We start from the raw sequence: 12950 nt of genomic DNA on the forward strand, positions 1-12950 counted from the left end.
ACTTCTTTTTGTGGGAGCGAGCCTGGGTGGGAGATGAGCTTGCTCGCGATGAAAACGCCTCGGTCTTTTGAATGACCGCGTTATCGTTCTTCGCGAGCAAGCTTTGCTCCCACAGGCTCACTCTCACATTTGCTCTTCACCGGCCTTTGAACTGCGCCACGTTCGGCGCGCGCCCTTCGGCTTGCGTCTGACCAGCCACACCCAGGCGCTCACCCGTCTGCGCATCAAATAGTAATACTTTTTGCGGATCAAACTGAAGCGTCATCGTCTCACCGGCCTGCGGAGCCGCGTCCGGAGCCAGGCGGCAGCAAACCTTGGTGTCATTTAGACTGACAAATACCAGGGTGTCCGGGCCGGTGGGCTCGGTGACCTGGACTTCGGCACGGATGGTCGGCAAACCGTTCGGCTCGCTGCCGGCCAGTACGATCTGTTCCGGACGCATGCCAAGAATCACTTCGCGATCTTCCAGACCGGCGTCCTGCATGCCCAACGGCAACTCGCAACGGGCCTGGCCACTGTCGAGCAGCGCCACCAGGCGACCTTCCTTGCGTTGCAGGCGCAGGGGAATGAAGTTCATCGGCGGCGAACCGATGAAGCTCGCCACGAACAGGTTGGCCGGGTTGGTGTAGATGTCTTTCGGCGTGCCGAACTGCTGGATGATCCCGTCCTTCATCACCGCCACTTTGTCGCCCAGGGTCATGGCCTCGATCTGGTCGTGGGTCACATAGACCGTGGTGGTCTTCAGGCGCTGGTGCATCAGTTTCATTTCGGTGCGCATCTCGACCCGCAGCTTGGCGTCGAGGTTGGACAGTGGTTCGTCAAACAGGTAGATCTTCGGCCGCCGCGCCAAGGCACGGCCCATGGCCACGCGTTGCTGCTGGCCACCGGAGAGCTGGCCGGGCTTGCGATTGAGCAGGTGTTCGATCTGCAACAGCTTGGCGACACGGGCCACTTCCTCGTCGATGGCCGATTGCGGCATCTTGCGGATCTTCAGGCCGAATTCGATATTCTCGCGCACGCTCATGGTCGGGTAGAGCGCATAGGACTGGAACACCATGGCGATGTCGCGATCCTTGGGGCTCATTCCGCTGACGTCCTGGTCGCCGATCATGATCGCGCCGCCAGTGATGTTTTCCAGGCCGGCGATGCAGTTCATGAGGGTCGACTTGCCGCAGCCCGAAGGCCCGACCAGGATCAGGAACTCACCGTCCTTGATCGACAGTTCGATGTTCTTCAGGGTGTCGGGCAAGCCGGCGCCGTAGGTCTTGTTTACATTGCGAAGTTCGAGCGTTGCCATGATTACCCCTTGACTGCGCCGGCCGTCAGCCCGCGCACGAAATACTTGCCTGCGACCACATAGACCAGCAGGGTCGGCAGCCCGGCGATCATCGCCGCCGCCATATCAACGTTATATTCCTTGGCCCCGGTGCTGGTGTTGACCAGGTTGTTCAGCGCCACCGTAATGGGCTGCGAATCGCCGCTGGAGAACACCACGCCGAACAGGAAGTCGTTCCAGATCTGCGTGAACTGCCAGATCAGGCAGACCATGATGATCGGGGTCGACATCGGCAGGATGATCATGCGGAAGATGGTGAAGAAACCCGCACCGTCCAGGCGCGCCGCCTTCACCAATGCGTCAGGGATGCTGACGTAGTAGTTGCGGAAGAACAGCGTGGTAAACGCCAGGCCGTACACCACGTGCACGAACACCAGGCCAGTGGTGGTGCTGGCCAGGCCCATCTTGCCGAGGGTGAACGAGGCCGGCAGCAGTACGGTCTGGAACGGCAGGAAGCAACCGAATAGCAACAGCCCGAAGAACAGCTGCGAACCGCGGAAGCGCCACATCGACAGGACGTAGCCGTTCAGTGCACCGATAGCGGTGGAAATCAGCACTGCCGGAACGGTGATCTTGATCGAGTTCCAGAAGTAACCGTTGACCGTTGCCCAGGCCTTGACCCAGCCGATGCCGCTGACCACGGTCGGCCAGCTCAACAGGTTACCGGTGCTGATATCTTCCGGGGTCTTGAAGCTGGTCAACAGCATGACCACCAGCGGAACCAGGTAAAGCAGTACGGCGAGGATCAGCACCGTGTAGATCGCGATGCGACTCAGGCTGATGCCAGGTTTGGTGGCGAGACTAGTCATGACGCTTGGTCCTCAGCTCGGAATACAGGTAAGGCACGATGATCGCGAGGATCGCACCGAGCATCAGGATCGCACTGGCCGAGCCCATGCCCATCTGGCCGCGGCTGAAGGTGAAGGAATACATGAACATGGCGGGCAGGTCGGACGAATAGCCAGGCCCACCGGCCGTCATGGCCGCCACCAGGTCGAAACTCTTGATCGCGATGTGCGCCAGGATCATCACGGCGCTGAAGAACACCGGACGCAGACTCGGCAGGACCACTTTCCAGTAGATTCTGGGCATGCTCGCGCCATCGATCTGCGCAGCGCGGATGATCGATTGATCGACACCCCGCAGGCCGGCCAGAAACATCGCCATGATGAAGCCCGAGGCTTGCCACACGGCGGCAATCACCAGGCAATACACCACGCGATCCGGATCGATCAGCCAGTCCAGGCGAAAGCCTTCCCAACCCCAGTCACGCAGCAGTTTGTCCAGGCCCATGCCCGGGTTGAGCAGCCATTTCCAGGCGGTACCGGTCACGATCATGGAGAGCGCCATCGGGTACAGGTAAATGGTGCGGATGAAGCCTTCACGACGGATACGCTGGTCGAGAAATACCGCCAGCAGCACGCCGATCACCAGGGTGATGCCAATGAACATGCCACCGAACACCGCGAGGTTCTTGCTCGCGACCCACCAGCGGTCGTTGTCGAACAACCGAGCGTATTGCGCCAGGCCGGCCCATTTGTAGGAGGGCAGAAACGTCGAGTTGGTGAACGAGAGAACAAACGTCCACAGGATGTAGCCATAAAAGCCCACCAGGACGATGAACATGCTGGGCGCCAGCACCAGTTTGGGAAGCCAGCGCTGCAGTGCATCGAACGGCGAGGCTTTGCTGAACACAGCAACAGAGCTCATGGGGAAATCCACTACTTGAAAACTACAGTGACATCCCTTGCGGGAGCCGCCTGTGTGGGAGCCGAGCTTGCTCGCGATGAAAACGCCTCGGTCTTTCGACGGACCGCGTTATCGTTCATCGCGAGCAAGCTTGGCTCCTACAGGCTCGCTCCCAGGGATCCAGGTATTAACCGTTACTTGGCGGACTTGACCGCAGCGCCGAGTTTCTTGGCAGTGTCGGCAGGGTTGGCACTCGGGTCGTTGATGTAGTTGGTCACCACGTCAAAGAACGCGCCTTGTACCGCCAATGTGGTCGCCATGTTGTGCGCCATGCTCGGCTGCAAGCCGCCGGTCGTGGCATCGGCCAGGAAGTCCTTGGCAGCGGTCTGGGCACAGGAGTCGAAACCGTACTTGCCCATGTCCTTCAACATGTCATTACGAACCGGGATCGAACCTTTGTTGATGCTGAAGACCTTCTGGAAGTTCTCACCCAGCACGACCTTGGCAATGTCCTGCTGACCAGCAGAAGTGCCCTTGTCTTTCTGCTTGAACACCGCCAGGGAGTCGATGTTGTAGGTGAAGGCTTTGTCGGTACCCGGGAAGGCTACGCATTCGTAATCCTTGCCGGCGACTTTCTTGGCCGCTGTCCACTCGCTCTTGGCCCAGTCACCCATGATCTGCATGCCGGCCTTGCCGTTGATGACCTTGGCCGCCTCGAGGTTCCAGTCCTGGCCCTTGCCGTCCTCATCCATATAGGTTGCGACTTTCTTCAGTTCGGTCAGCGCCTTGACCATCTCAGGTCCGGTCAGCGCAGCGTTGTCCAGGTCGACCAGGGCTTTCTTGTAACCATCAGCCCCCATGACCGACAGCACCACGGCTTCGAACACGGTGCTGTCCTGCCAAGGCTGGCCACCGTGGGCGAGCGGAATGAAGCCCGCGGCCTTCAGCTTGTCGCCAGCGGCATAGAATTCTTCGAGGGTGGTCGGGTTTTTCGTGATGCCGGCTTTCTTGAAGACTTCCGGGTTGATCCACAGCCAGTTGACGCGGTGGATGTTCACCGGCACGGCCACGTAATCACCGTCGTACTTCACGGTATCGGAGACTTTCTTGTCGAGAAGGGAGTCCCACTTCTCTTCTTTGGAAACGTCCTTGAGGACGTCGCTGTCGAGCAGTCCGGTGGAGGCCCATTCCTGGATGTCCGGGCCCTTGATCTGGGCAACGCCTGGCGGGTTGCCGGCAACCGCGCGGCTTTTCAGCACGGTCATGGCCGTGGCACCACCACCGCCGGCAACGGCACCGTCTTTCCAGGTAAAACCGTCCTTCTCGACTTGGGCCTTCAGGACATCAACAGCCGCCTTCTCACCGCCCGAGGTCCACCAATGCACCACTTCGACCGTCCCTTTCGAGTCGGCGGCAAAAGCACTGAGGGGAAACAACGAGGCAATGGAAACAGCAACTGCGAGGCGATTAATCGCGTTCATCTGAGTACCTTTTTTGTTGTTATGCATGCAAGTCTGTGGCTTGCGCTGCATGGATTCTAATCAGGGGTATTCCCTTCGCAGGTAACGAAGGGATGCGTAAGTGTCACAACTTGGTTACATGGCCGCCGGAGCGGGAAATTGCGCCAGGGCCGAGGCCATGCTCGGCGCCAGGGGCAGGCGTGGAATCAGCACCGCCTGCCAGGCGTGATACAGGTCCGGCTTGCCTGGCCAGATATCGGCACTGGGGCGATTCTGCGGATCGAGTTCGTGGTGCCAACTGCCGTTGCACCGGTCGATGAAGTGCTTCTCGCAAAACTCCCAGAAGCACCGGTACCAGGTTTCGTACTGCGCCTCGTCGGTGCGCTTGAGCAAGGCACTGGCAGCGGCCGCCGCTTCGGCATGGACCCAGTGCAGGCGATGGCGGACCACCGCGCGATTGTCCCAATCCAGCGTATAGACAATGCCAGGCGCGCCATCGACGTCCCAGCCGTGACGGCAGTTCTGCTCGAACAGTTTCTGCGCATCCTGGACCAGCCAGCCCGGGGTCAGCATGCCGATCCGCACGCGCGCCGCTTCGAGGTGCAAGAGCAGGCGGGCCCACTCGAAACCGTGGCCCGGCGTGGTGCCATACGGACGAAAGCCATCGGCGGGATTGTCGTGGTTGTATTCGCGCAGCGGCTGCCAGTGGCGGTCGAAATGCTCCACCACCAGATAATCGTTGGCCGCCGCGTGGCCGTGGATCACACGTTCGACGATGCGCAACGCGCGAGCGAGCCAGCGCGGATCGTCGGTGACATCGGCCAGGGCCAGGAAGGCCTCGGTGGCGTGCATGTTGCTGTTGGCGCCGCGATAGGCTTCCTCGACGCTCCAGTCACGGTTGAAGGACTCGCGCAGGGCGCCTTCTTCCTCGCTCCAGAAATGCCCGTCGATGACCCGCACCGCCTCGTCCAGCAGCGCCTGGGCGCCGGGGCGCTGGGCCACCACGGCGGAACTGGCGGCCAGGGCCACGAAGGCATGCAGGTAGGCGGCCTTGCCGGTGTCGTCTTCATGGGGTTGCGTCGTGGCAAACCAGCCACCGTATTCGGCGTCGCGCAAGGGGCCGCTGAGGGCCTGGATGCCGTGGTCCACCAGTTCGGCGAAACCCGGCAGGCCCTGGGCGTGGGCCATGGCGAAGCTGTGGGTCATGCGGGCGGTGTTCATGGTTTCAGCCCGGGCCCCGGTCGGCAGGCAACCGCGCTCGTCCAGGTTGCCGAAACCGTCCGGCACCTTCGACGCCTTGGCGAACGCCAGCAACCGCAGGCCTTCGGCGGCGAGCCATTGCTGGTGGGCAGGGGCGTTCAGCCAACTGCTGAAGGCCGGTTGGAAGGAGTCCATCAGGCGTACCTTTTTTGTTGTTTTGACGCAGGGAGTCTAAACAAGGGATGACGGCGGGCAGGTAACGAAAGGGACGAGTTATGTCACCAGCCTGTTACAAAACAGGTGAGACGACTGGCGCCATCGCGAGCAGGCTCGCTCCCACAGGGTTCGATGGTGGACACAGAAATTGTGAACGCCGCAGTGCTCTTGTGGGAGCGAGCCTGCTCGCGATGAACGATAACGCGGTCTCGCTAATCAACACTGCGAGGCAGTTGCAACGTCACCCGCAACCCGCCCTCGCGCAGATTCTGCAAGCTCACTTCCCCCCCATGACTGTGGGCGATGTTGCGGGCGATACCCAGCCCCAGGCCATATCCCTGCTGCTGTCCGGCCAGACGGAAGTGTGGCTCGAAAACCTGCTCGAGACGCTGCTCCGGCACCCCCGGCCCCTCATCATCGACATGCAGGACAAACGCGGTTTCATCGTCGTCGATGTGCAGGTGGGCGTTCTGCCCGTACTTCAAGGCATTGTCGATCAGGTTGCCGATGCAGCGCTTGAGGGCCAGCGGCTTGCCGGGATACGGCGCCAGCGCCCGGCCATCCTGGGTGACACGGCCATTGCCGTTGGGGGCAAGGTAAGGCTCCACCAGGCAATCGAGCACATGGTTGAGGTCCACCGGCTCGATGTTTTCGTGGATATCGGTGTCCTTGACGCATTGCAGCGCCCCTTTGACCAGCAACTCCAACTCGTCCAGATCGCGGCCGAACTTGGCTTGCAGGTTCTCATCTTCCAGCAGCTCGACCCGCAGCCGCAGGCGAGTGATCGGCGTGCGCAGGTCATGGGAAATCGCGCTGAACAACTGGCTACGCTCGGTCAGGTAGCGGCTGATGCGCTCACGCATGGCATTGAATGCCCGGCCCACCTCCACCACTTCGCTGCCACCCCCCTCGGCCACCGGTTCCACTTCGGCGCCCAGGGACATGTCCCGGGCCGCCCGGGCCAGGCGCTTGAGCGGCCGGCTCTGCCAGTGCACGAGTAAACCGATGAACAGCAGTAACAGGCTACTGGTGAGCACGATGAAGCCGACCTGTTGCTTCGGCAGGTCCTGTTCTTCGAGGCTGGTGTAGGGTTCAGGCAATAGCGAGGCGATGTACAACCATTCACCTGGCGCCATCTGGATCTGCGTGACCAGCACCGGCGGGTTCACAGGTTCTAGTGTCAAGGCGTAGTGCGCCCAAGAGCGTGGCAACTCGTCGAGCTTCAGCCCGCCGTTGAAAATCCGCAGGTCATCGGGGCTGACGAAGGTGACGGAAATATCCGTGTTATTGCCCAGGGACTTGCGCAGCACTTCGTCCACTGCCTTGAGCACTGCCAGCTTGCGCGGCGTGACCGGCAGCACATCCATGCCCAGGGGCTTGTCGTTGAGCGTGACGACAAACCGCGTCCCCCCCATGCTGCGCAGTTGGTCCAGCACCAGCGGCCGGTACGCCACCGGCAGCGAACGCAGGTAGCTGACGCTGGCCGTCATCGAATGGGCGAGGCTGCGGGCGCTGGTGACCAAACCTTCGAGCTGCGTGGCGCGCAGTTGCGACACCCAAATGACGCTGGACAATGTCTGGGCGAACAACACCACCAGCAAGGTCAACAACAGCATCCTTCCGAGCAGCGAGCGCGGCACCGGCACCCGTCGGGCGATTTTCCTGGCCCAGTCAATGCCCATTGCTGGCAACCACATTGGCCGCCAATTGATAACCACTGCCGCGCACCGTACGGATCAGCCGTGGCGGCTTGTCGGTATCACGCAGGCGCTGGCGCAGGCGACTGACCGCCATGTCGACAATCCGGTCCAGGGGCATCAGTTCCCGACCCCGGGTGGCGTTGCCGATGGTGTCGCGGTCGAGGATTTCCTGGGGATGATCGAGAAACAGTTTGAGCAGGGCGAAATCGGCGCCGGAGAGGATCACTTCCTCACCGTCGGTGTGGAACAGCCGATGACTGACCATGTCCAGCCGCCACTCGTCGAAGGCCAGCACCTCGCCGCCGGAGCGCTCCTGGCCGAACTGTGCCCGGCGCAACAGGGCCTTGATGCGCGCCTGCAATTCACGGGGGCTGAACGGCTTGCCGAGGTAGTCATCGGCTCCCAGCTCCAGGCCGATGACCCGGTCGGCCTCGTCGGAACTGGCGGTGAGCATAATGATCGGCACATGGGCCTGGCGCGGGTGCTGGCGAACCCAGCGGCACAGGCTGAAGCCGTCTTCGTCGGGTAGCATCACGTCGAGGATCACCAGATCGCTCGGCGCGTCGTTCAATGCCTGGCGAAACCCGGCTCCGTCGGGCGTTGTCCGCACCTGGAACCCCGCACGACTGAGGTAAGTGTCCAGCAGCTCGCGAATCTCCTGGTCGTCGTCGACCAACAAAATCGATTTGTTTACTGAACTCACGGGGCCGCGTCCTTGTTGTTTGGATTAGTGCGGATTATGCCTGATGGAGAAAGCCTATAAACACCACAGGTCCTTTGTGGGAGCGAGCCTGCTCGCGATAGCGGAGTGTCAGGCGCCGAACAGGTGGCTGACACTCCGCTATCGCGAGCAGGCTCGCTCCCACAGGGGGGACTGCATTTCAGCTGGCCGATTGCTCCAACGCCACGCCCGCGCCCATCAGGCCAGAGTATGGTGCGGTGACCAGCCAGACCGGAATGCCCTTGAAGTAATCGCTCATGCAACCTTTGTCAGCGAAGCAGCGGGCGAAGCCACTTTCGAGGAAGAAATCGGCAAACCGGGGAATCACCCCGCCGACGATGTATACACCACCTCGGCCGCCCACCGTCAGTACGTTGTTGCCGGCCACGCGCCCCAACCAGCGGCAGAATTGCTCCAGCACTTCCAGGGCGATAGGGTCACCGGCCAGGCCTGCGGCAGTAATGGATTCGGGGGTATCGAGCACGGGTTCATGCCCGTCCACCGCGCAGATCGCCCGGTACACCCGGGGCAAGCCGCTGCCGCTCAAGGCGGTTTCGGCACTGACGTGACCGATCTCGTTGTAGATGTGCTGCCAGAGCTGGGTTTCCCGCGGGCTGCTCATCGGCAGGTCGACATGGCCACCCTCCCCCGGCAACGCCGCAAAGCGGCCTTCACCCAGATCCAGCAATGTACCGACGCCCAGCCCCGTGCCCGGCCCGATCACCACCGCCGGACGCATCGGCTCCGGGGTGCCTTCGCACACGACCCGGTACTCATCGGGACGCAAACGGGTCATGCCCAGGGCCATGGCCGAGAAGTCGTTGACCAGCAACAGCTTCTCTACCTGCAGGGTCTTGCAGAACGCCAGGTTGCTCAGGCGCCAGTGGTTGTTGGTGAAGCGAAACAGATCACCCGACACCGGGCCAGCCACCGACAGGCACACCGAACCGATGGCACCGGGCTCCAGGCCCATGCCACTCAGGTACACCTTGATGGCATCTTCAGGGCAGGCGTAATCCGCCGTCGCCAGCACCTGGACGTTCTCCAGGTTGTGGTTCTTCCACAACGCGAAGCGCGCATTGGTCCCACCGATGTCACCGACCAGGGCCAGTTTCAATTAATCGTCTCCAGTGCAGCCGTGAAGGCGCTGGCGCCCTGCTCTGCCGAGCTGAAGGCCATGCGCATGAAACCGAACAGTTCGCGACCGGTACCGATGTTGTTGCCCAACAGGCCCTTGGCCGGTTCGCGTGCGGCGAATTCCTCGGCGTCCACCTTCAATTCCAAGGTGCCTTTGACGCCGTCGACGCGGATGATATCGCCCTCCTGCACTCGGGCCAACGCGCCGCCGACATAAGCTTCGGGGCTGACGTGGATCGCCGCCGGGATTTTCCCCGAGGCGCCGGACATGCGCCCGTCGGTCACCAACGCCACTTTGAAACCGCGATCCTGCAGCGAACCGAGGAACGGGGTCATCTTGTGCAGCTCCGGCATGCCGTTGGAGCGCGGGCCCTGGAAGCGCATCACCGCGACAAAATCCTTCTCCAGCAGCCCGGCCTTGAACGCATCCGCCAGGTCTTGCTGGTCCTGGAAGACCATGGCCGGTGCTTCGACGATCTGGTTTTCCAGGGCAACAGCGGAGACTTTCATCACGCCACGGCCCAGGTTGCCTTCCATCACCCGCAAGCCGCCTTCCGGCGAAAATGCACGGGCCACCGGGCGCAGGATGTTTTCGTCGAGACTTTCGATCGGGCCGTCGCGCCACACCAGCTCGCCATTCTCCAGGAACGGTTCCTGGGTATAGCGGCTCAGGCCGTGACCGAGCACGGTGTTGACGTTTTCGTGGAGCAGGCCGGCTTCCAGCAGTTCGCGGATCAGGAACGACATGCCGCCCGCCGCCTGGAAGTGGTTGATGTCGGCCTTGCCGTTCGGGTAGACGTGACTCAGGGTCGGTACCACCTCGGAGAGGTCGGCCATGTCCTGCCAGGTCAGCTGGATGCCCGCCGCCATGGCGATGGCCGGCATGTGCAAGGTGTGGTTGGTCGAGCCGCCGGTGGCGTGCAGCGCGACGATGGAGTTGACCAGCGAGCGTTCGTCGACGATTTCGCCGATGGGCATGAAGTTGCCGCTCTGCTTGGTCATGCGCGTCACCTGGAACGCCGCTTCGCGAGTCAGGGCATCGCGCAGCGGGGTGTTCGGGTTGACGAACGAGGCGCCCGGCAAGTGCAGGCCCATCACTTCCATCAACAGCTGGTTGGTGTTCGCGGTGCCGTAGAAGGTGCATGTGCCAGGGCTGTGGTAGGACTTCATCTCCGATTCCAACAGCTCTTCGCGAGTGGCCTTGCCCTCGGCGTAACGCTGGCGCACATCAGCCTTTTCCTTGTTGGAGATGCCGGAAACCATCGGCCCGCCGGGCACGAAAATCGTCGGCAGGTGACCGAAGCGCAGCGCGCCCATCATCAGGCCCGGGACGATCTTGTCGCAGATGCCGAGCATCAACGCGCCGTCGAACATGTTGTGGGACAACGCCACCGCCGTGGACATCGCGATCACTTCGCGACTCGGCAGGCTCAGTTCCATCCCCGCCTCGCCCTGGGTGACGCCGTCGCACATGGCCGGCGTGCCGCCCGCGAACTGGCCGACCGAGCCGATCTCGCGTAAGGCTTTCTTGATCTGTTCCGGGAAGGTTTCGTAGGGCTGGTGGGCCGAGAGCATGTCGTTATAGGACGACACGATGGCGATGTTGGCGGCGTTCATCATCCGCAGGTGATGCTTGTCTTCGCTGCCGCAACCGGCCACGCCATGGGCGAAGTTGGCGCATTGCAACTTGCCGCGCATCGGACCGTCGCTGGCAGCACCGCGGATCAATGCAAGGTAAGCCTGACGCGTGGCGCGGCTGCGGGCGATAAGCCGTTCGGTGACCTCAAGAACGCGGGGATGCATGTGTAGAACTCCAGGCTAACGGGTGTGGCGACCTGATTGTCTATGCTGGTCAGAACCGGCTGCGCGCCCCCGTGACAGAGAAGGCGACAAACGGTTTTTGACCAATCGGACCAGTTGATTCAGGTCACTCGTTGTAGATAAAACAAAATATTGCCATCAAAAAGGCTTGTTTTCTATTTTTATGCGAATAATCTTGTAATTCCAACAACAAAACGACGGCGGCGCAGTTAATGACTCTTCGAATCGCAATCAATGGTTTTGGCCGCATCGGCCGCAACGTCCTCCGTGCACTGTATACCCAAGGCTATCGTCGCGACTTGCAGATCGTCGCCATCAACGACCTGGGTGACAGTGCGATCAATGCTCATCTGCTCAAGTACGACACCGTCCATGGCACGTTCGATGCCGAGGTGCAGCACGATAACGAAAGCCTGACGGTCAATGGCGACCGCATCGCGGTCAGCGCCATCCGCAACCCGGCCGAACTGCCCTGGGCCGCCGAGAAGATCGACGTGGTGTTCGAGTGCACCGGGCTGTTCACCGACCGCGCCAAGGCCGCCGCCCATATCAGCGCCGGCGCCCGCAAGGTGATCATCTCGGCCCCGGCCAAGGGTGCCGACGCCACCGTGGTGTATGGCGTGAACCACGACATCCTGCGCCAGTCCCACCAGATCATCTCCAACGCTTCGTGCACCACCAACTGCCTGGCCCCGGTGGCCCAGGTACTGCATCGCGAGCTGGGCATCGAAAGTGGCCTGATGACTACCATCCATGCCTACACCAACGACCAGAACCTGACCGACGTCTACCACACCGACCCGTACCGCGCCCGTTCGGCCACCCAGAACATGATCCCGAGCAAGACCGGTGCCGCCGAAGCGGTGGGCCTGGTACTGCCGGAACTGGCGGGCAAGCTGACCGGCATGGCCGTGCGTGTGCCGGTGATCAACGTGTCCCTGGTGGACCTCACCGTACAGCTCAAGCGCGAAGCGTCGGCCGAAGAAGTCAACGAACTGCTGCGCCAGGCCAGCCAACATTCGAAGATCCTCGGCTACAACACCCTGCCGCTGGTCTCCAGTGACTTCAACCACAACCCGCTGTCGTCGATCTTCGACGCCAACCACACCAAGGTCAGCGGCAAGCTGCTCAAGGTACTGGCCTGGTATGACAACGAGTGGGGCTTCTCCAACCGCATGCTCGATAACTGCCTGGCGTTGTGCAACGCCGAGTAACCGGGCATAGCCGTTGAACGCTTTTGTGGGAGCGAGCCTGCTCGCGAAAGCGGCGTGTCAGTCAGCACTTTCGTCGACTGGCACACCGTTATCGCGAGCGGGCTCGCTCCCACAGTGGTTTTGGGGTAGTGATGAAATCCGGGCTTGACCTGCAGAGCAGATGATAAGCATTATCATTTACTCTTACCGGATCGGGCCTTACCGTGAGTCAATCGCGCTTTCACCACGTCTTCCTCGCCCAGCGCACCCCTCTGCTGCGCACCCTCGAGCGCATGGTCAACAACCCCAGCACCGCCGAAGACCTGCTCCAGGAAACCTATTTGCGCGTCTCCCGCGCATTGGGTGAACGCACAGTCGAGCACCTCGAACCCTTTGTCTTCCAGACCGCCCGCAACCTGGCGCGGGATCACTTGCGTGCCCGGCGCATGCAGTCCCGGACCGTTGTGGACGACGTCC

The 12950-nt window shown here is 61.7% G+C and carries 11 protein-coding genes; 2 read left to right on the forward strand and 9 right to left on the reverse strand.

Annotated features, from left to right (window positions below; translation table 11 throughout):
• Positions 1–136: 136 nt before the first annotated feature.
• The 9 genes from ACODTO_RS21055 to edd form a co-directional block, all read right to left on the reverse strand.
• Complete coding sequence (locus ACODTO_RS21055; protein WP_139647590.1) at positions 137–1297, reverse strand: ABC transporter ATP-binding protein; 1161 nt, start codon at positions 1295–1297, stop codon at positions 137–139.
• A 2-nt stretch (positions 1298–1299) separates the two neighbouring features.
• Complete coding sequence (locus ACODTO_RS21060) at positions 1300–2145, reverse strand: carbohydrate ABC transporter permease (RefSeq protein WP_041023872.1); 846 nt, start codon at positions 2143–2145, stop codon at positions 1300–1302.
• Positions 2138–3046 carry a carbohydrate ABC transporter permease gene (locus ACODTO_RS21065; protein ID WP_139647588.1) on the reverse strand — a complete coding sequence of 303 codons (909 nt, stop codon included), beginning with the start codon at positions 3044–3046 and terminating at the stop codon, positions 2138–2140. The genes ACODTO_RS21060 and ACODTO_RS21065 overlap by 8 nt, the downstream gene beginning before the upstream one ends.
• Positions 3047–3219: 173 nt before the next feature.
• Entirely contained in the window at positions 3220–4506 is a 1287-nt protein-coding gene (locus ACODTO_RS21070) for an ABC transporter substrate-binding protein (RefSeq protein WP_139647586.1), read from the reverse strand.
• 114 nt (positions 4507–4620) lie between these two features.
• Positions 4621–5880, reverse strand: a complete 1260-nt coding sequence (locus ACODTO_RS21075) for a D-mannose isomerase (RefSeq protein ID WP_489106998.1) — start codon at positions 5878–5880, stop codon at positions 4621–4623.
• Positions 5881–6113: 233 nt separating this feature from the next.
• Positions 6114–7583: an ATP-binding protein gene (locus ACODTO_RS21080; RefSeq protein WP_139647582.1), complete on the reverse strand. Its 1470-nt coding sequence runs from the start codon at positions 7581–7583 to the stop codon at positions 6114–6116.
• Positions 7573–8304: a response regulator gene (locus ACODTO_RS21085; protein WP_024776388.1), complete on the reverse strand. Its 732-nt coding sequence runs from the start codon at positions 8302–8304 to the stop codon at positions 7573–7575. Before ACODTO_RS21085 ends, ACODTO_RS21080 begins: the two co-directional genes overlap by 11 nt.
• Before the next feature lie 178 nt (positions 8305–8482).
• Positions 8483–9439: a glucokinase gene (locus tag ACODTO_RS21090; RefSeq protein ID WP_139647578.1), complete on the reverse strand. Its 957-nt coding sequence runs from the start codon at positions 9437–9439 to the stop codon at positions 8483–8485.
• Positions 9436–11262, reverse strand: a complete 1827-nt coding sequence (gene edd, locus ACODTO_RS21095; RefSeq protein WP_139647576.1) for a phosphogluconate dehydratase — start codon at positions 11260–11262, stop codon at positions 9436–9438. Before edd ends, ACODTO_RS21090 begins: the two co-directional genes overlap by 4 nt.
• A 230-nt stretch (positions 11263–11492) precedes the next feature.
• On the opposite strand from edd, the gene gap reads away from it, so the two are divergent.
• Both gap and ACODTO_RS21105 read left to right on the forward strand, forming a co-directional pair.
• A complete protein-coding gene (gap, locus tag ACODTO_RS21100; protein ID WP_041022917.1) occupies positions 11493–12494 on the forward strand; it encodes a type I glyceraldehyde-3-phosphate dehydrogenase in 1002 nt (333 codons plus the stop codon).
• Between the two features lie 203 nt (positions 12495–12697).
• Positions 12698–12950, forward strand: a 253-nt coding sequence (locus ACODTO_RS21105; protein WP_489106999.1) for an RNA polymerase sigma factor, incomplete at its 3' end; no start/stop codon positions are given.

Source organism: Pseudomonas sp. FG13 (genome assembly GCF_057809755.1).